The following is a 19,725-nucleotide window of genomic DNA, read 5'->3' on the forward strand; positions in this document are numbered from 1 at the left end:
TTAGGGGAGGTACGGTTTATTCATAGAAATAAGGGACCTATAACGTATCCATTACCTCAGATAGGTTCTCTGCTGAATGTGCTACATGAGAAACAGCCTGATTCATTTCTTCAATTACGCGTGAAAAAGTGACAAGCTCTTGTTCAATGAGATTACTACGTTCCTTGCTGATACTAACAGCTTTTTGGATGTTAGCAAAAAAGCAGGTAATTTCGCTCATCGAAGACGTAGAGGAAGTAATCAATTCTTCTACACGGTCGAGTAGCGAAGAAACTCTGGATGTTTGATTATTTGTTTTTTCAATTAATTGAGTCACACCAGAGACGGACTTTTTTGTTTGCTCAGCAAGTTTACGCACTTCATCTGCAACTACGGCGAAGCCTCTCCCTTGTTCACCAGCACGAGCTGCCTCGATGGCTGCGTTTAAAGCAAGGAGGTTGGTTTGTTCAGCAATACCAGTTACTACACTGACGATTCCACGAATCTGATTTGAGGTATCTTCTAGCGATTTCATTTCAACTGAGATTTCTTGCATACTAGACTGAAGCTGGTCAAATTGATGAACTTGCTCGTCAAGCTTGTCAGTACCCTCTACAGACAAGTTTTGTGCCTCGTTGGAGGAAGCTGTCCCTTTTTTGGCGTGAACTACGAATTCACCAGCTTGAGCACTTAGCTCTTGGATAGCAGCACTGGTTTCTTCAGAGATAGCAGCTAGCTCCTGAGCAGATTGGTTGACTTTTTCACGAACAATTACTTTTTTGTCCTCTTCTAAACCACGTAGACGGTTTATTTCATCTTGGTAAGCTTCCAATACAATTTGTTGCTCAATATTTAACAATTTAGTAATCGCTATTACGGATTGATGATAATCAGATTTACTTTCCAAATGAGTGTCTAATATATTGAACAACGAGATTGATAAATCTTGAAAAGCGCATAGATACCATTTCGGTAAAAGACCGATTTTTACGTGAGCTAAGGCAATTCTCTTACGTTGTTGTATGAAATTTTCATCAATGATACCGTTAAACAATTGTAAAATATGAGTACGCAGTGTTGATTTTAAGCGGTCAATGGAACTGTGGCGTTCGATGATGACTATCAAGGAAGGTTCGTGATTCAGATTTTTATAAAATTGATTAACCATTTCATCAATGTGCTGTTCGATAAGTGGCTGGAGACATCGGGCAATGCGAAGATCAGTTTCGGAAAGTTGAATCATTTCCAATTGTTTCATGACATCGGAATGTTTTGACACGGTTAGAGATACATGTTCAGCTTGCGCGCGCTCATCTAGTGAGAACGCTTTCTTATTATGGCTAGAACCAAAAAATGCGGAAAAAGGCTTTGCACACATGAAATACCCCCCGGAATAATGAGACAGCAGTTTTTGATTTGATTGTCCGTTGCAATCTCTTTTTATTGTAATACACATATTGTAAAATAGGTGACTCCTATCATGCTGATTTTTAGAAGTACCTATATAAAAAGAACATATTCCCTAGTTATATCGGTACCTTTTTTGTAAAAAGTAAGGTGTTTATACAGTTTCAGTATTTTTTTTGATAATAAGAATGTCAAGTAGTCGTGAGGTGAGAATAGTGAACTCATTTTGGCGATTTGTAACTTCCTATTTTGTTGCCACACTGATATGGATGCTGATGTGGAATAAAGCTGGGGGAATGATACCTTCTATTCAAGTGGCCTGGTTTACCATCGGTGTTGTAGGTGGGGCTATTTTTATCATGAATGTAAAAAACACATATCCAAGAAACCAACGAATCCTTTATCTGTTTCTCGGATGGCTGAGTATTTATGCAACCATTCATCTGTTTGAATGGAAAACAAAGGCGATAACAATGATCTTCTGATGGTAAGAAAAAACCTGTTAGCATTTTTTTGACTCCTTATCATGTTTCTCCTTTAAAAGGGCAAGGAAGGCTAGTAAAGAACTAATAATGGAAAGTACAGCAGCCCAAATAGCTAAATCTTCTGATGAAATATCAAGACCTTCCAGTAAATCAAACGTAATTGCCATAACACTTCCCCCTCTCTGTTAACCTTAATCAGTTTATGTTTGGATACAACATGGGGGACTAGGCATGTATACGCGGTGTTTGTCACGATTTAGGGTAACGAGATTGGGCCATATCATGAATAAGAGATGATTTATACACATAACTTCCCGTGACGGGTTGTTGAGCAGCTTGGTACATGCTATAAGCAACCTCTTCAGCAGGAATGGCACGATAGGTAGTCAAGGGACCTATCAAAAAGGGGGAGAGCAAGGGAAAAAGCTTGCTTGCCCAATGTTCGGCAAATCGATGTTCATGACGGTTACCTAGGAGTAAGGAGGGGCGAAAGAACAAGGTAGTAGGTAGTTGAAGTGTTTTAATGTCTTGTTCAATCTTACCTTTTATTTGGTTGTAGAAGAACAGAGAGTTGGCATTAGCACCAATAGCGGAAACCAATAGGAATTTCTCAGCGCCTTGTTCTTTAGCGAGTCGGGCCATAGTTAATGGATATTCATAATCAACACGCTGAAACTGTTCTTTACTTTTTGCTTTTTTTCTAGTGGTGCCAAGACAGCAATAAATATGCGTACAAGAGAACAGAGAACGGTGTTGAGTAAGATTTTCAAAAGAAAGAACAACATGCTCTAGTTTAGGATGATCGATGGGCAGGGCTTTACGTACAATCACATAAATGCGCTCATACTCTGGGGCTTTTAATAAAAAAGAGAGTAAATGTCCTCCTACCAGTCCGCTTGCGCCTGCAAGTAGGGCTGTTTTCTTTTGTAGCATGTCAAGGATCCTTTCATTTTTGACCTATTACCTAGTTTCTATTATCTCCTATTTTTGACAGAAAAAAAAGAACATCATCTAGTAAAGTAATTACAAAGTAAATAAAAAGAATTTGCCCAGCATAGCAGTAAAAACATTGATAAAAACGTACGTTTATAATATGATTAGCTTGAAATGTTCGTGTTAAGCAAGTCAATTACATGTCAGGAGGTTCTTTCCGTGGGGAAAAAGAGAGCACTGATTAGCGTATCTAACAAAACAGGTGTGGTGGAATTTGCAAGCCAGCTTGTCGAGCTAGGTTTTGAGGTCATTTCAACTGGGGGTACAGCTACCCTATTAGCTGATGCAGGTGTGAAGGTAACAGGTATATCGGAAGTAACTCAGTTTCCAGAAATGATGGACGGACGGGTAAAAACCTTGCATCCAGCCATTCACAGCGGTTTGTTAGCTGTTCGTGATAATAAAGAGCACGTGGAGCAAATGGCGGCACAAGGTTTTGAATATATTGATATTGTGGCTGTTAATCTGTATCCGTTTAAAGAGACGATCTCCAAAGCAGATGTCAGCTATGAGGATGCGATTGAGAACATTGATATTGGTGGACCAACTATGCTGCGCTCTGCTGCAAAGAATCATGCATACGTTACTGTAATCGTTGACGTCAATGATTATGAGCTAGTTTTGACTGAGATTCGGGAGAAACAGGCAACCAGTCTAGAGACCCGTAAACGTCTAGCAGCAAAAGTATTTCGTCATACAGCAGCCTATGATTCTCTCATTTCACGGTATTTAAGTGAACAAACAGGCGAGCCATTGCCAGAGAGCTTTACCGTTACGTATGAAAAGACTCAGGAACTACGCTATGGAGAGAACCCGCATCAGACAGCAGCATTTTATCGAGAGGCTTTGGCTACTAGTGGCCATATCGCTACTTGCAAACAACTTCACGGAAAAGAACTTTCCTATAATAATATTAACGATGCTAATGCCGCACTAGCTATTTTAGCTGAGTTTAGTCAGCCAACGGTAGTTGCTGTCAAACATACCAATCCGTGTGGAGTGGGTATGGGAGTAACGATTCACGAGGCTTATCGAAAAGCGTATGATGCCGATCCTATCTCTATCTTTGGAGGGATCGTGGCAGCGAATCGTCCGATTGATCATGAGACAGCTTTTTTACTAAAAGAAGTTTTTTTAGAAATAATTGTGGCGCCTGGTTTTGAACCTGAAGCATTAATTATTTTACAAGAAAAGAAAAATGTGCGTCTGCTTCAAATGGATGAGGTAGCTTCTCCTGAGAATAAAAGTGCATTAGGCCAAGCCTATCAAATCACTTCCGTGCATGGTGGAGCACTTGTGCAAGAATGGGATCGCAAAGCGCTTGACCCTACTGCTATAATGGTCGTAACTGAACGTACACCAAGTGAAGAAGAGCTGACTCAATTAGAGTTTGCTTGGAAGGTGGTCAAACACGTTAAGTCTAATGCAATCGTTCTAGCTAAATCAGATAAAACGATCGGTGTTGGCGCTGGGCAAATGAACCGAGTAGGTTCAGCTCAGATTGCCATCACGCAAGCCGGAGAAGAAGGCAAGGGAGCGGTACTTGCTTCCGATGCTTTTTTTCCAATGTCTGATACTGTTGAAGCAGCAGCTCAAGCAGGAATTACAGCCATTATTCAACCTGGCGGCTCTATTCGAGACCAAGAATCGATCGACGCGTGCAATCGTCATGGCATTGCCATGATTTTCACAGGTGTCCGTCATTTTAAACATTAAGGGGAGGACAAACAGGATGAAAGTTTTGGTAGTAGGCAGCGGGGGAAGGGAACACACCCTCGTGTGGAAACTGGCACAAAGCCCAAAAGTGGAGAAAATTTTCTGTGCTCCGGGTAATGGCGGAACCGCTGCTTTCGTGCAAAACGTTCCGATCCAGATGACAGATTATGCGGCACTGGCTCAGTTTGCGAAAGATGAGGAAATTGATGTTACTATTGTAGGCCCTGAAGATCCACTTTTAGGCGGAATTGTAGATTTCTTTTCTCTGCGTAATCTGCCCATCTATGGTCCCAGTGCAAAAGCAGCAAAGCTGGAAGGTAGCAAATCTTTTGCCAAATGTCTGATGAGAAAATATGACATTCCAACTGCGGAATACGAATCCTTCCTCGATTTCGAATCTGCCCTTGCTTATGTAAGAGCAAAGGGAGCGCCTATCGTTATTAAAGCGGACGGTTTGGCGCAAGGAAAAGGAGTCATTTTGGCTTTCACCTTAGAGGAAGCGGAAGAAGCAATTCGCCAGATCATGCAGGATAGCATGTTTGGCCAAGCCGGAAATCGTGTCGTTATCGAAGAGTTCATGCGAGGAGAAGAATTAACATTGCTCTCATTTATCGATGGAGAGACCGTTAAGCCAATGATTCCTTCTCAAGATCATAAAACGGTATTTGATGGAGATAAAGGGCCTAATACCGGCGGAATGGGTGCGTATGCCCCAGTTCCTCAAGTAAAGGACACCGATATACAAAGCATGATAGATACCATTGTTCAACCAATGGCATCTGCTATGGTAAAGGAAGGTATTCCGTTTCGTGGGGTTCTGTACACGGGCTTAATGCTAACAGAAGATGGTCCTAAGGTTGTAGAATTTAATGCCAGATTAGGCGATCCAGAAACGCAAGTCGTCCTACCTTTATTGGAAACGGATTTAATAGATATTATTATGGCTACCCTCAATGGAACCTTGGCCGATTTAGACATCACCTGGAGCAAGCAGAGTGCGGTAACAGTTGTAATGGCTTCCCCAGGTTATCCCGGCGAATATCCTACAGGGGCTGTCATCAATGGTGTAGACGCCCCTGTAGCGGCTTCACAAAAAGCTGGAGAATCGGAAATCGTGTTTCATGCTGGCACCAAGCAACAAGATGATCATTTTGTAACAAGCGGTGGTCGAGTACTTGCGGTAACTGCTTTGGGAGATTCCTTACAGCAAGCAAAAGAAAAGGCTTATCAAGCTGTTTCAAGGATATCTTTTACAGGTGCACATTATCGAAGAGATATTGCTGATAAAGCTTTTAAAAAAGTATAGACGAGCTAGGATAACACTAGCTGAATGACAAACAAAAGGGATGGGGCCTTTATCTGGCCTCATCCCTTTGTTTGTATTTACTCAGTAGTATGATTACCTGAGCTCTTTTGATGAGATTTCTCTTGATGAGTAGATTGTTTTTGATTTGATTGATCACTTTTTACGAAGCTTTCGAATGCTTTACGAGCGATTTCCTCTTCATGTTCATTCTCAGCGTGAGGGCTAGGAGATTGCTCATTTTGTGTATTTACATGTTCTTGCTCTGAAGAGGTATGCTTCGTTGTTCGTTTTGTCATCGACGAAGCAGCTTCTCTGGTTTTGTTGTAGAGGGAAAGACCAGTCGGAATAAATTTATCCATGGCTTGACGCACCAAATCCTCTTTTCGTGTGCTGATACCAAATGCAAAGAGGATCGGACAGAAGCGTGTAATTCCCTCTGCTACCCTCATGGCGGACAATAGCAATAATAGCCCATAAGGTTTTCTGCCATAGCGATAAGTTGACATTTTACTAATAGCACATCCAAAGCCCACTAGACCCACGGTAATGCGAATAAAGGCATCAACTGTACCAACATTCTTTTTCATGCTCATCCACTCTCCTTCCATGTGTTAGTTTGTGTTGAGAAGCGATCGTCCACCCAAGGAAAAAATGGCAGGAAAGCAGGGATCATTCGGAATGCCATATAAGTAATAATGGAAGCTATGACAGGAAGGGAGAGAAAAATGAGTGAGAGTAAGACAACTGACAGAAATGGCTTATAAACAAATGATTCGCACTGCAAAAGGACATGAGGCTGCAAGTATGTGGATTACTGGGGGTACAATATTAGATGTGTATACAAAATCATGGAGAAAAGCGGATATAGTCTTGGCGGGTGAACGTATTGCTTATGTGGGAGAAAAAGCACCACTAGTGAATGAAGATACCATTTGTATTGATGCAAAAGACAAATATGTAGTTCCCGGATACATTGAACCACATGCCCATCCTTTTCAATGGTATAACCCGTTTACCTTAGCTGATTATGCTTTACAAACAGGTACTACGACTATGGTAAGTGATAGCTTGTTCTTCTTTCAATTGTTGCCGTATGACAAGCTCTCGCCGCTTTTACTTGAGATAAATAAGCATCCTATGAAGCAATTTTTTTGGGCGCGATTAGATTCGCAGACGTTACCTGATCCAGAAGGTGTTTTTCAACTGGATGGTATAAAGAAGATGCTGGAGCATCCGCTAGTGATTCAGGCTGGAGAATTAACGGATTGGAGAGGCATATTGGATGAGCGAGAGGAGCTGGTAGAAGGAATGCGGTATGCCCTTGATCTGGGCAAACGAATAGAGGGGCACCATCCGGGAGCCTCGTATCAGACGTTAGCTCTAGCAGCCGCTCATGGGGTAGGGGCTTGTCATGAAAGTATGAAAGCAGAAGAACTATTGCATCGTTTACAGGTGGGGATGTACGCCACACTTCGTCACTCCTCCATTCGTCCTGACCTGCCCAAATTGATTACGGAATGGCTAGAATTAAACTTACCCTGGTCGTCACGTATGATGTTGACATTAGATGGAGCAACAGCTCCGATGCTTCGTAATGGGGTGATGGATTATACCATTCGAGTGGCGATAGAAACAGGTATGCCTCTGGAGGAAGCTTACGTGATGGCGACGTTAAATCCTGCTACTTATTATGGTATGGATGCTGAAATAGGCGGAATTGCCCCAGGACGCCTGGCAGATATTCTGTTGCTCTCGGAAAAGAGTAATCCAACTCCAGAAATCGTCATAGCAAATGGTCTGATAATCGTACGGGAGGGGCAAGTTGTTACGGACTTACCTAAAAGTCAGTTGAGTGAGTATATTTCTGCAGGTCCTACTATTGAAGATAAGGTGTCTGACCAGTGGTTTCAATTTCCAGAGCGGACGCTAGTTTTTCCACTAGATTCTCTTCCTGTTATTTGTATGATGAATGCTGTCATTAGTAAATTAGATGAAACAACTGTTGTGCATAATTGGGAGGAACTCATCCAAATACCTGATGCGATGCTTGCGGTATTAATTGATCCAAAAACGAAAAAACTAACAAAAGCGATTATACGCGGTTTTGCAGTTGACCTGGAAGCACTAGCTACTAGTTTTCATGCATCGACAGAATTTCTAGTGCTAGGTCGTAATCCTCAAGCGATGAAAGAGGCTTTAAAGGTGATACTTAAATCAAAAGGCGGAGTGGCGATTATTGAAGAAGGGGAAGTGCTTTTTCATATGCCTTTACCTATAGGGGGGAAAATGACAGACGAACCGATGGAGGTGGTTATAGAAGAAAGTGAGCGTTTTACTACCTTGATGAAAGAGCGTGGGTATCGCTTCAATGATCCAATTTATTCCTTGTTATTTTTTACTGCTACACATTTACCCTTCATTCGATTTACGAAAGCGGGGATCTATGAAGTGAAGAGCGGTACACTGATATATCCTACTATTCCTCTATAAAAACCTTCTGATAGGTTATCAATAAACCTTCTTTTTATTGATATAATGTGTAAAATTGTACCAGTAGAGCGGTATAAGGGCTTCGATAAAAAATATTTTTTTCTTGTAAATTTTCTAATTTATTTTACAATAAAAAATAATCAGTTAAATAACTTTCTGTTAACAATACCTGATTATCAGCGAACTAACTGGCTGAATTGAGCGCAAGTAAGATTAAGGGGGATTTGATTCCATGAAATTGAAAGTTACCATGGGCCTCTTTACCGCCTTATTGACAACTGGATTAGCTTTATCAGGCTGTGCAGGAGCAGGCCAAAGCACGGGGAAAGAGGTAATCAAATTGGCTACGCAGAGCCCACTATCTGGTGCCTACGCAAACATTGGCGATGCGATCAAGCAGGGAGCTGGTTATGCGCTCCAAGAAGAGAAGGAAGAATTCGCAAAAATGGGATTTGACTTGCAGCTATTTCCTCAAGATGACCAGGCTGATCCTAAACAGGGTGTTACCAATGCTCAGCTACTGGTCGCCAACAAAGATGTATTAGGCGTAGTCGGACATTACAACACAGGTGTTGCCGTTCCGTCCTCTTCCAAGTATGAAGATGGCAAGCTGGTGATGGTCTCCCCAGCCAACACAGGTGTCACACTTACTGAGGAAGGGAAGAAAACAGTCCATCGCATCTGTGCACGCGATGATACCCAAGGTCCATCAGCCGCTAGATATGCCAAAAATACTCTTGGTGTAACAACAGCATTCATTATTAATGATAAGACAGCGTATGGTGTAGGATTGACCGACCAAGTAAAAGCTCAATTTGAAAAAGATGGAGTAACAATACTTGGTTCAGAAGGTATTACTGTAGGCGAGAAGGATTATAGCTCAGTGGTTAATCAGGTTGTCTCCAAAAACCCAGATATTATTTTTTTCGGAGGTATTTATTCAGAAGGTGGTCTATTAGTTAAACAGGCACGTGATAAGGGATTTAAGGGAATTTTTATGGGTGGGGACGGAATCGACTCTTCCGATCTAGTAACGATTGCTGGGAGTGCTGCTGATGGTGTTATCTATACATCGGTAGCAGGGGATGTTACTCAAACTGATGCAGGGAAAAAATGGGCTGAGGCTTACGAAAAGGCAACCAGCAAAAAACCAGAAACCTATTCTGTCTATGGCTACGATGCTATGAAAGTATTACTAAATGGTTTAAAGGAATCCATTAAAGCAAATGGCGGCAAGAAGCCTAGCCGCGAACAGGTATTAGAAGCTGTTCACAAAACAAAAAACTTTCAAGGACTATTTACCAAGGTCACCTTTACAGAAAAGGGGGACAATGAATTTGCTCAGGTATTCGTTTACAAATTTAAAAATGGAAATGCCGCCTTTGTAGGCAAAGCAGATTGATAACTATCACGTAGGCGCTTTCTACCCTTGTAGCAAGGGGGCGGCACATGGATGGTCGCCCTTTTCTTTTATGAAAAGATTGAGGAAAAGCCCTATTTGATTAGGGAAAATGATCTGCATCTACAGTGTAATGAAAAAACTAAGAAATGAGGGAATGTACATGTGGCAGATCCTACCTCAAGTGTTGGTCGACGGACTCACCCTCGGCTTCATGTATGCGGTTGTAGCTCTGGGTTACACAATGGTTTATGGAATTTTGGAATTTATCAACTTCTCACATGGTGAGATTTTCATGGTGGGAGCTTTTGTAGGAACAGAAGTGCTCCTTGTCATGGAATCTAATGGTGTATTGCAAGGAATGAATCCGTTTTTGGCTCTTATTCTTGCTCTTATCATCAGTATGGTGTTAACCGGTTTATTAGGTGTAGGTATTGAACGGGTTGCTTATCGGCCCTTACGGAATGCCCCGCGACTAGTTCCGCTGATATCTGCCATTGGTGTTTCTTTCTTTTTGCAGGATTTGGTCCGTTTTGCAGAAGCACTTCATCGAGACGCATTCTATTTAACAGGACCGATTTTATTCCCTGGAAAGATTGATATTGGAATTGCTCAAATTCCATCTAAAGCCGTTATTGTTGCCATCGTAGCTATTGTGATGATGATTACGTTGACATTGTTTATTAACAAAACAAAATGGGGAATCGCGATGCGTGCCGTATCCCAAGATCAATCGACGGCATCACTGATGACTATAAATGTGGACAAAGTAATTATGTTAACCTTCCTAATTGGTTCAAGCCTCGGTGGAGCAACAGGTGTGCTATTTGCTCAAAACTATGGAACGATTGATCCTTACATTGGTTTCATTTTGGGAATGAAAGCTTTTACTGCTGCTATCTTGGGTGGCATTGGTAATCTCAGAGGAGCGATGCTTGGTGGAATTATACTTGGTCTGATTGAATCACTGGCGGGTGCATATATGGGACCGCTAACAGGTGGAGCATTCGGTGGAGAGTACAAGGATGTTATCGGGTTTGCCATTCTTATTCTAGTGCTTCTGTTCAAACCTGAGGGTCTGCTTGGAGAAGCCGTAAAAGAGAAAGTGTAGGTGAAAGAAATGGGAACTTTTAAGAACGTGCTAGCAAAAGAAAAGCCGATCCCACTTTTTCTTACGCTGGTGTGGATTGTTGGATGCTCTATAGCACTCTATTTTTTACAGCAATCGGTAACAAGCTTTGTGGGGCTCATCTTTTCTGTATTGCTAATCTACTATACCAATACGAATAAATGGACGCAGCTACTTTTAGGGGTGTTAGTTTTATTCGGTCTTATTCCATTACTTGCTTATGATAATAGTTATTATATGGAAGTGGCGACCAACATAGGTATTTATGTCGCTATGGCGTTGGGCTTAAACATCGTGGTTGGTTTTGCTGGGCTGTTAGATTTGGGATACGTTGCTTTTTTTGCGGCTGGTGCCTATGCATATGGTATCTTTGCTACAGCACAGGCTAATCATTTTATTCCAGGCGATTTATTTCCATTAAGCGGAGAGTGGTTTTGGGCATTTTTAGTGGTTGGTTTGCTGGTAGCGGCAGTCTTTGGGATTTTGCTAGGTCTACCCGTTCTCCGGGTAAAAGGAGATTACCTAGCTATTGTTACATTAGGCTTCGGTGAAATTATCAGAATAGTCTTTAATAATTTAGATAAGCCAATCAATATAACAAATGGACCTCAAGGGATAACATCTATTAATGCCCCACAAATTTTAGGAGAATCATTTTCCGATTCCTTTCATTTCTATTTTATTGTGTTGGTAGTTATTTTATTGATTGTACTTGCCAATATTCGTTTGGAACATTCTAAACTAGGGCGTGCTTGGATTGCTATTCGTGAAGATGAGTTGGCAGCACAGTCTATGGGGATTTCTTTGTTAAAAACGAAATTAGCGGCATTTGCTACAGGAGCGTCCTTTGCGGGAGTGGTGGGAGTTATCTTTGCAGCAAAACAAACCTTTATTGACCCTACATCCTTTACGTTGATGGAATCATTTAGCATATTGGTTATGGTTATTTTAGGTGGAAGTGGTAGTATTCCTGGTGTTATTCTAGGGGCCACGTTCGTTACACTGTTACAGGTTCAAATATTAAAAGAACTGTCCAATTATCTACATGAATTATCACAATCTGGCATCCTTTACCTACCAAGTCAGTTGGACCCTTCCAAACTGCAGCGTATGGTGTTTGGAATTCTACTGGTATTAGCCGCTTTATACCGTCCAAATGGACTAATCCCAGCAAGGAGAAGGAAAGAAAACATCGAGAATATCAAAAATCACGCTCATTCGGAACAACGACAGGGCATTCTTGCTAAGTTGACTGGACGTAATAAAGTAAGCTAAAGGAGGTAGCTGTATGGCATTGTTAGAAGCGAGACATTTAACCAAGAGATTCGGAGGTCTTGTGGCCAACGAAGACGTGTCGATTGATATTGAAAAAGGCAGTATCACCGCAGTCATCGGTCCGAACGGAGCAGGTAAAACCACTTTCTTTAACATGGTTACAGGCTTCTATGAGCCAGACGAGGGTGATGTCGTACTAAATGGAGAGACTATTAAAGGTCTTCAACCCGATCAAATAGCAACACGGGGTATTACGCGCACTTTTCAAAATATCAGACTGTTCAAACAGATGACGGCTTTGGAGAACGTTATGATTGGTCAACATGGGCGGTTACAAGCAGGGCTTCTTGGCATCCTGTTCAATTCGAAACGGGTGCGGGAAGAAGAGGAGCGTGCACGTGTTGAAGCTTATCAAATCCTTGAATATGTGGGAATCGAACATATTGCTAACGAAACCGCTGGTAGCCTTCCTTATGGATTGCAACGCCGGTTGGAGATCGCTAGGGCCATGGGTACTAATCCTCAGATTATCTTGCTAGATGAGCCGGCCGCAGGGATGAACCCAAGAGAGACAGTGGAAATGACCGATTTTATTCGCCAGTTAAAACGTGAATTAGACTTAACTATTATTTTAATCGAACACGATATGAAGCTTATTATGGGGCTATCAGAATATATTCATGTTCTGGATTATGGAAGAAAAATCGCCGAGGGTACCCCAGATGAAATACGAACCAATCCAAAAGTTATTGAGGCATACTTGGGCAAAAGCGCAACGGAAGCTTCGTAGGGAGGGAAGAGCGATGGCATTATTGGAACTAAAAGAAGTTCATACCTATTACGGGGGTATTCATGCGTTAAAAGGTCTGAGTATTTCGGTAGAGCAAGGAGAAGTAGTGACTCTGATTGGTTCAAATGGGGCTGGTAAATCAACTACCTTAAAAGCCATCTGTGGACAGGTACGGACAAAAGAAGGCCAGGTGTTCTTTGACGGGCAAAATATCACAGGTAAAAAGCCACATGATATATCTACATTAGGAATTGCCCATGTACCAGAGGGAAGACGTATATTTCCAAAATTAACGGTCCGAGAAAACTTGGAGATGGGTGCTTTTTCTATAAAGGATAAGAGTGTGATTGATGAGGGAATCGAACGAGCCTTTCATTATTTTCCACGCTTAAAAGAACGGATATCTCAAAAGGGTGGTACAATGTCGGGCGGTGAGCAACAAATGTTGGCTATCGCTCGTGGATTGATGATGAAGCCAAAAATTTTAATGCTAGATGAGCCTTCAATGGGTCTAGCTCCCATTTTGGTAGAGCAAATCTTCGAGATTGTCACAGAATTAAATCAAGAGGGCATGACTATCCTGTTAGTGGAACAGAATGCGAATCAAGCACTTTCCGTTGCGCATCGCGGATATGTCATTCAGACAGGCGAGATTATTTTAAAGGATGAAGCCAAAACGTTGCTATCAGATCCGCAGGTGCGAGAGGCATATTTAGCGTAAGTTTGGGCTGGTCCTATTTTCATAGAAAACCAACAAAACCTTTGAATTTCATCAAGAATTCAAGGGTTTTGTTGGTTACATCCCCTTACGTTACTGACTAGTATCTGTTTTCCAGACATTGATCTGTCTAGACAGGTTATCCCAAAGGGTTGGATCTTCTAAGCCCATGCGCCAAAGAGCTATCCCAGCCAAATCATATTTCTCGACCAAATCTAGCTTAGAGCGGGTGCTAAAATTGTTTTCAAACCAAGCGATATGCATATTTCCTTCTTGATCCATGTATTGCATATGTGGAGCATGACGCTCCTGATCCCAATTAAGAGTGGCTCCTCTGTTTTGGCTTTGCTCCATCAGACTCTTATAGGATTGATATACAGCTTTTTCTCCGTTGCTGTTCCAATTCCAGCCGTATCCAGCAACCCCGAGTAAGATTTTTTGTGCAGGAACACCTTGAGATAGTGCATAGCGTACAGTATCTTCTGTCCATTGAATGGAAGCAACAGGACCTGGTTCAGTCCGTGGATTATGTTCGTCATAGGCCATGATCACCAAGCGGTCGGCGTAACGACCTAGTAGCTTATAATCAAACCATGGTGACCATACGTTAGCACGTTCATCACCCGTATTAGCAGGAACGCTTACTGTGACAGTCTTGCCATGGAGGTGCATCAGCTGGGTTACGTTTTTGACAAATTGTGTGAAAGCGAATTTGTCTTCCAAATATAAATTTTCGATGTCCAAATTAATGCCGTCATAGCCCATAGAAAGCACTTCACGTTCTAAATTACGCAAAAAATAGCGTTGATTCGTAGGCTTGCGCAAGATTTCCCGTGCAACTTCTTTTCCCTTTTGTATGGAATCATAGAACAGATTGTGAACTAATAGATAGACTTGCACCTGATTGGCGTGTGCCCGATCAATTATTTTTTGGCGTTCTTTTTTGGAAAGAGTAGATTGCATATATCCAGGATTTTTTTCATCTAGTTTGTACCAAAAAGGTGCAATCATGCTAAGTTGTTCATGTTGGGCAGACAAGGTAGGGAGAGACCCAGGGTAAGGATCTTCCGACTCTGTATAAAAACCAAGAACTTCTCGTGGGCGAGAGGTAGGTACTACATTTTTCAATGTGGTAGTAGTCTGCTGAACGGACGCAAAATGGGGAGAGGTACTCCTGTCGGGGGCGGCAGACTTACCTTGGTAGGTAGGGCCAGATTGACAAGAAGCTACCAACAAAGAGCTAATCACCAGCAACAAGATGAAGATGCGTGAGAAGAGACGTGGCATTTCTTCTCTCCTTTCTTATTCAAGGTAGTATTATCCTGATTGTTAGTTTTAACATGTGGTAAATTGCAGAAACTTATACGCTTTTGTAAGGGGACAGGTATAACGTCTGAAAAATAATAAAAGCGGTAATCTGGAAGCGTACTCCAGATTACCGCTTTCTTATCCCAAATGAGATTGCTTCTGTGGCAATGTCGCAATAAACATAACACCTTGATGCTCAGATAAATTTTTGGCAGCAATATATCCTTCATGCGCTTCCAGAACAGCGCGAGCAATAGCAAGGCCTAAACCATGTTTGCCCGTTTTACCTTTGCGGAAACGTTGGAAAAGATATGGCATAATAGTTTCCTCAATAGCTGGGCCATCATTGGAAATAGCAATTTCAATCTGCTCTTTTTCCTCTTTGGCAGTGATGGTAATCGTGGAATTGGCGTATCGTAGCTGATTTTCTACAATATTAGTGAATGCACTGTAAAGCTGTTCGCCATCCCCTTCCATCGGTAGTGTATCAGGAATATCGATGTGCCATGCTAAATGTGGATGAAGAAGATGATAGCGTTGATGTAGCAGACCAATCATTTCTGTTAAATCTAACGAAGTAAAGGTCATCATTCTATCAACTGATTCAACTTTTGTTAAATAGAGAAGTTGCTCTACCACATTTTCCAAACGGTTACTTTCCTCCATAATGATGGACAAGCCTTTTTGTGCCTCAGCACCCTGAAAAACTCCATCTATCAAGCCCTGTGCGTAGCCTTGAATCGCCATGATTGGCGTTTTTAATTCATGTGAGATATTTTGCACAAAATGTTGCTGGGATTCATCATGATCTTTCAATTGTTTTTTCATCATGTCAAAAGAGCGAGCTAACTGACCGATTTCATCCTTACGATCAACCATTAGGGGGATATCAAATTGACGGCGCGCAATTTTTTGACAAGATTCCTCCAAACGGCGTAAGGGAGTGCTTAAATAACCACTAAACCAACCAGCCAGCAACAAGCTGACAAAGATAAAGAAAGCAAAGATGATGAAAAACTGCTTAGTAAGCATGTTATTAATTTGAATGATTTCCTTTTCCTTTGTAAAGATCACAAGGTAGTAAGGGAATCCAAAATATTCCATTTTTTGACTTATCATCAGGAAATTTTCATTTTCCCACTCGGTGCTTCCTTTATAAGGGGTTTTTCCTTTATGTGCAGAAGCTTCTTGGAAAAGCCCATTTGCAACCTTGAGCGGTATGCCTTCTTTCGGCATATGTTGAAAGCCAATTAGTTGTCCATCTTTACTAAAAACCATCATCTGAAAAGAAAAGTTATAGTTTTGTAACAATAACATCAGCATACGTGGTGATGTGAATGATGGTAAGGGGACAAGCTCGTGTTGTTGTGTAAAGGAGATTTGATCAGATACTTTCTCAAACTCATCCTCTAGTAAAGAATACGTATTATCCAGCAAAATTTGCTTTAAGGTATAGGGATATAGAATAGCTACGCTTGCTCCAAGCACAATCGTCAAAGATAAAAACAGTAAAAAAATCTGCTTTGCTAGCGGCATGTTTTGTAAAGAAAATCTTCCTCTCATTTGGTCATCCGGTAGCCAAAGCCATACACCGTCTCCAACGGAAAATCAGGCATCTTTTTACGAATCCGTTTCACCAGATCATCCACGGCACGATCTGATCCGATATAATCATCGCCCCAAACAGCCGTAAGGATTTGCTCACGTTGTAAGGCTTGACCTTGATTTTTAATAAAATAAAGCACCAGATCAAACTCTTTTGTAGTCAGATCAATTATTTCCTCGTTTTCTTTAACTAGCCTTCCTTTTTCAGAAATGAAATACTGGGAGACATTCATCCAGTCTTCATACACTACGGGGGCTTGGGTAGCTGTTGCAGGGAGTACAGTTTTTTCATAGGTGCGATGCAGCAACCGCTGGGCACGGATAACTAGTTCGCGAGGCAAAAAAGGCTTTGCCAGATAGTCGTCACTACCAAGTTCCAGACCAATAATTTTATCAATATCTTGATCACGAGCAGAAATGAACATAATAGGGACATCTTCCCACTTATTTCGAATTAGTCTAAGAAGCTCGTACCCATCTATATCAGGCAACATAATATCAAGAATCCACAAGTGTGGTTTCGTATCATCTAGGACAGCTAATACCTCCTCACCGCTTTGGAAGGTTTTCACTTCAAATCCTGCGCGTACGAGGTAGGAACGCAATAGTTCTAATAAATTAGTTTCATCATCAACCAGATAAACAAGATAAGGTGTGGTCTGAGTCATGGTCACCCTTCCTTTCTATATATCATAGTAACATAGCTTACGTAAAAACATGTGGGAACTAGATAGAAGGAATGTGGGAAAGTTGTGGCAGGAATCATGCAGGAGTTGCTCGAAAAATAGTAGGGACAGAAAGGAGTGAAACATCCATATGACAAAGTTCTGGAAGTATGCGGTTGTTGTTCTTACAGCATCGTCTATACTGGCATCGTGCAACCCGCTTGCAAATAAAGAACAAGCACCGCAGCCAAATCCGGTGACGCCACCTGTATCCGAACCTTTGCAAGAGAAGACGTTTCCTTATACGGCTCCATTAACAGGAATGGGGGTGGATGAGCGAATTGATCACCGTCCTGTTATGGTTATGGTTAATAATCATCCGAAAGCAAGACCTCAATCAGGACTTGATAAAGCGGATATCGTGTACGAAGTGCTGTCTGAGGGGGAAGTGACGCGATTTCTAGCCATTTTTCACAGCCAGACACCTAAAATGATTGGACCGGTGCGAAGTATTCGTCCGTACTTTATTAAGTTGGGTAGAGGATTTGATTCCATTCTTGTACATGTTGGCGGAAGTCCAGATGCTCTTAATACCCTTAAAGGCGCAGATGACGCCATTAATGAAATTAGTAACGGTGCATACTTCTGGCGAGAAAAATTCCGTACTGCCCCCCATAACGTGTACACTGACCTGAGCCATATCGAGAAGGCAATGCAGGCGAAAAATATGCGTATGACTTCTGATCTACCTTTCTTCCCGTTCCTGCCCAAGGATGCCAAAATAGAGGAGGGGCAGTCTGCGGTAGAGATTAAGATTAAACCGCATCCCCAATATTCACTCAGCTACAAGTATGATGCTGATAAGGAAAAATATTTACGTTTTACGCAAGGAGAAGTCCATAAGGATTTAACCACAGATAAACAATTAGAAATTACGAATATACTAGTGATTTCTTCTAAGCATCAGGTGTTAGATAACGAAGGGCGTCGAGAAGTCGATATAACTGGTCCAGGAGACGGGTATTTGTTCCAGCAAGGAAGGGCAAAACCAATCAAATGGGTAAGAAAAGATGGTATTATTCGAGCATATGAGAATACTGCTCTAACCAAGGAAATCCCGTTACTTTCAGGGAACACCTGGGTAAATATTGTGCCTAATACACCAAATATGGATCAGCACCTTAGCTTTCAATAACCAAACTTTAGGAAACAGACAAATTTGAGAAACATCGTCTTGCACAGGGAAGCCTTTTGCTCTATCATGAAAGCAGAACTTTAGTACATAAAAACTTTACAGAGAGAAAAAGTTCCCAAGACGATCACGGGGTGATTTTTCATGCAATTGGAGAAATTAAAAGGTAAGGGAATTGAACAACTGTTTGAAGCGATCTTGTCTTTAAAAGACATGGAAGAATGCTATAAATTTTTTGACGATCTATGCACGGTAAATGAGATGCAGTCACTAGCTCAGCGTTTAGAAGTAGCGCGTATGCTACGCAAAGGATATACGTATAACCACATTGAATCGGAGACAGGTGCGAGCACGGCGACGATCTCTCGCGTCAAGCGTTGCCTCAACTACGGTAATGATGGTTACCAACTAGCATTGGATCGGATCGGTAAATAAAGCGGAGGTATCAACGTGATTGAATTTAGCAACTGGCGACATGCTTTTAAACTTGATCCAGAAAAGCCTATTGAAGATGATCAATTGGAGCAAATCTGTGAGTCGGGTACAGATGCGATTATTGTCGGGGGTACACTAGGAGTCACATTTGACAACACGCTAGACTTGATGTCGCGCATTAGACGATATGCTGTACCGTGTTTGCTGGAGGTTTCCAACTTGCAAGCCATTGTTCCAGGCTTTGATGGATACTTTATACCTATCGTGTTAAATGCAAGCAATCCTGACGTGATTTTTGCTCCACATGTTGAGGCATTAAGCTCATACGGAAGCTACATACATTGGGACGATATTGTAGCGGAAGGGTATCTGGTGTTTAACCAGGACTCGGCTGTTGCTGAGGTAACCAGAGCACGTGCTATTTTGTCTAAAGAAGAAGCCAAAGCCTATGTGCAGACGGCTACGAAACTATGTCGTTTGCCAATCGTGTATGTGGAATACAGCGGTACATATGGCGATCCACAGATGGTTGAAGCCTGCAAAACCGCTCTGGACGAGGGGCATCTTATGTATGGTGGCGGAATTACAGATACGGACAAGGCTCGGGAAATGGCAGCTATTGCTGATACGGTGGTTGTTGGTAATATCATCTATGATTCTCTGGAAAAGGCTCTATCTACTGTAGCTGCGGTAAAAGAGACAGAGCGTCGCTTTTAGTTCAGCTTTTCTAACACATGACTTTAAAGTAAACTCCTTGAGCCAAAGCCGAGGAGTTTCTTTTCTTTCAAATATATTTGGAATAAAAAAGGAGTCTTTTTTCCTAAAAGAGTGAG

At 41.8% G+C, this 19,725-nt stretch carries 18 protein-coding genes; 12 read left to right on the top strand and 6 right to left on the bottom strand.

Translation table 11 applies throughout. The features are described 5' to 3' along the window. Positions 1 to 37: 37 nt before the first annotated feature. Positions 38 to 1,357 (bottom strand): globin-coupled sensor protein, encoded by a 1,320-nt coding sequence (locus EEL30_08745; protein ID QDX92408.1) that lies wholly within the window; start codon positions 1,355 to 1,357, stop codon positions 38 to 40. Between the two features lie 304 nt (positions 1,358 to 1,661). On the opposite strand from EEL30_08745, the gene EEL30_08750 reads away from it, so the two are divergent. Further along, the gene (locus EEL30_08750; GenBank protein QDX95707.1) at positions 1,662 to 1,871 is read left to right on the top strand and encodes a hypothetical protein; all 210 of its coding nucleotides are present in this window, start codon (positions 1,662 to 1,664) and stop codon (positions 1,869 to 1,871) included. A 249-nt stretch (positions 1,872 to 2,120) separates the two neighbouring features. Here the strand turns inward: EEL30_08750 and EEL30_08755 are convergent, their stop codons facing one another. Further along, positions 2,121 to 2,804, bottom strand: a complete 684-nt coding sequence (locus tag EEL30_08755) for an oxidoreductase (GenBank protein QDX92409.1) — start codon at positions 2,802 to 2,804, stop codon at positions 2,121 to 2,123. Positions 2,805 to 3,023: 219 nt separating this feature from the next. Between EEL30_08755 and purH the strand changes: the two genes are divergently transcribed. Further along, the gene (gene purH, locus EEL30_08760) at positions 3,024 to 4,580 is read left to right on the top strand and encodes a bifunctional phosphoribosylaminoimidazolecarboxamide formyltransferase/IMP cyclohydrolase PurH (GenBank protein QDX92410.1); all 1,557 of its coding nucleotides are present in this window, start codon (positions 3,024 to 3,026) and stop codon (positions 4,578 to 4,580) included. 16 nt (positions 4,581 to 4,596) lie between these two features. Beyond that, complete coding sequence (gene purD / locus EEL30_08765) at positions 4,597 to 5,886, top strand: phosphoribosylamine--glycine ligase (GenBank protein ID QDX92411.1); 1,290 nt, start codon at positions 4,597 to 4,599, stop codon at positions 5,884 to 5,886. A 77-nt stretch (positions 5,887 to 5,963) separates the two neighbouring features. Here purD and EEL30_08770 read toward each other — a convergent pair whose 3' ends face one another. Continuing rightward, complete coding sequence (locus tag EEL30_08770) at positions 5,964 to 6,479, bottom strand: DUF2892 domain-containing protein (GenBank protein QDX92412.1); 516 nt, start codon at positions 6,477 to 6,479, stop codon at positions 5,964 to 5,966. 136 nt (positions 6,480 to 6,615) lie between these two features. On the opposite strand from EEL30_08770, the gene EEL30_08775 reads away from it, so the two are divergent. The 6 genes from EEL30_08775 (at position 6,616) to EEL30_08800 (ending at position 13,690) form a co-directional block, all read left to right on the top strand. Next, positions 6,616 to 8,376, top strand: coding sequence for an adenine deaminase (locus EEL30_08775; GenBank protein ID QDX92413.1), 1,761 nt, complete (start codon positions 6,616 to 6,618; stop codon positions 8,374 to 8,376). Between the two features lie 232 nt (positions 8,377 to 8,608). Next, positions 8,609 to 9,778 (top strand): branched-chain amino acid ABC transporter substrate-binding protein, encoded by a 1,170-nt coding sequence (locus tag EEL30_08780; protein ID QDX92414.1) that lies wholly within the window; start codon positions 8,609 to 8,611, stop codon positions 9,776 to 9,778. Between the two features lie 160 nt (positions 9,779 to 9,938). After that, positions 9,939 to 10,886, top strand: coding sequence for a branched-chain amino acid ABC transporter permease (locus EEL30_08785; protein QDX92415.1), 948 nt, complete (start codon positions 9,939 to 9,941; stop codon positions 10,884 to 10,886). A gap of 9 nt (positions 10,887 to 10,895) precedes the next feature. Then, a complete protein-coding gene (locus tag EEL30_08790; protein QDX95708.1) occupies positions 10,896 to 12,179 on the top strand; it encodes a branched-chain amino acid ABC transporter permease in 1,284 nt (427 codons plus the stop codon). Between the two features lie 13 nt (positions 12,180 to 12,192). After that, entirely contained in the window at positions 12,193 to 12,969 is a 777-nt protein-coding gene (locus EEL30_08795; protein ID QDX92416.1) for an ABC transporter ATP-binding protein, read from the top strand. A gap of 13 nt (positions 12,970 to 12,982) precedes the next feature. Continuing rightward, entirely contained in the window at positions 12,983 to 13,690 is a 708-nt protein-coding gene (locus EEL30_08800; GenBank protein ID QDX92417.1) for an ABC transporter ATP-binding protein, read from the top strand. A 90-nt stretch (positions 13,691 to 13,780) separates the two neighbouring features. On the opposite strand, the gene EEL30_08805 is transcribed toward EEL30_08800, so the two are convergent. From EEL30_08805 to EEL30_08815, 3 genes are all read right to left on the bottom strand, one after another. Further along, positions 13,781 to 14,974: a glycoside hydrolase family 18 gene (locus EEL30_08805; protein ID QDX92418.1), complete on the bottom strand. Its 1,194-nt coding sequence runs from the start codon at positions 14,972 to 14,974 to the stop codon at positions 13,781 to 13,783. 159 nt (positions 14,975 to 15,133) lie between these two features. Beyond that, on the bottom strand, positions 15,134 to 16,558 hold the full coding sequence (locus EEL30_08810; protein QDX92419.1) for a sensor histidine kinase: 1,425 nt from the start codon (positions 16,556 to 16,558) through the stop codon (positions 15,134 to 15,136). Then, on the bottom strand, positions 16,555 to 17,268 hold the full coding sequence (locus EEL30_08815) for a DNA-binding response regulator (protein QDX92420.1): 714 nt from the start codon (positions 17,266 to 17,268) through the stop codon (positions 16,555 to 16,557). Before EEL30_08815 ends, EEL30_08810 begins: the two co-directional genes overlap by 4 nt. 148 nt (positions 17,269 to 17,416) lie before the next feature. Here EEL30_08815 and EEL30_08820 point away from each other — a divergent pair, with 148 nt between their 5' ends. The 3 genes from EEL30_08820 to EEL30_08830 all read left to right on the top strand — a co-directional run bounded on the left by EEL30_08820 (position 17,417) and on the right by EEL30_08830 (position 19,609). Beyond that, positions 17,417 to 18,460: a DUF3048 domain-containing protein gene (locus tag EEL30_08820; protein QDX92421.1), complete on the top strand. Its 1,044-nt coding sequence runs from the start codon at positions 17,417 to 17,419 to the stop codon at positions 18,458 to 18,460. A 141-nt stretch (positions 18,461 to 18,601) separates the two neighbouring features. Beyond that, the gene (locus EEL30_08825) at positions 18,602 to 18,892 is read left to right on the top strand and encodes a hypothetical protein (protein ID QDX92422.1); all 291 of its coding nucleotides are present in this window, start codon (positions 18,602 to 18,604) and stop codon (positions 18,890 to 18,892) included. Between the two features lie 15 nt (positions 18,893 to 18,907). Beyond that, positions 18,908 to 19,609 carry a heptaprenylglyceryl phosphate synthase gene (locus EEL30_08830; GenBank protein QDX92423.1) on the top strand — a complete coding sequence of 234 codons (702 nt, stop codon included), beginning with the start codon at positions 18,908 to 18,910 and terminating at the stop codon, positions 19,607 to 19,609. The last annotated feature ends 116 nt before the right edge of the window (positions 19,610 to 19,725 follow it).

This window comes from Brevibacillus laterosporus, assembly GCA_007833815.1.
In the GTDB taxonomy this organism is placed as follows: Bacteria; Bacillota; Bacilli; order Brevibacillales; family Brevibacillaceae; genus Brevibacillus_B; species Brevibacillus_B laterosporus_D.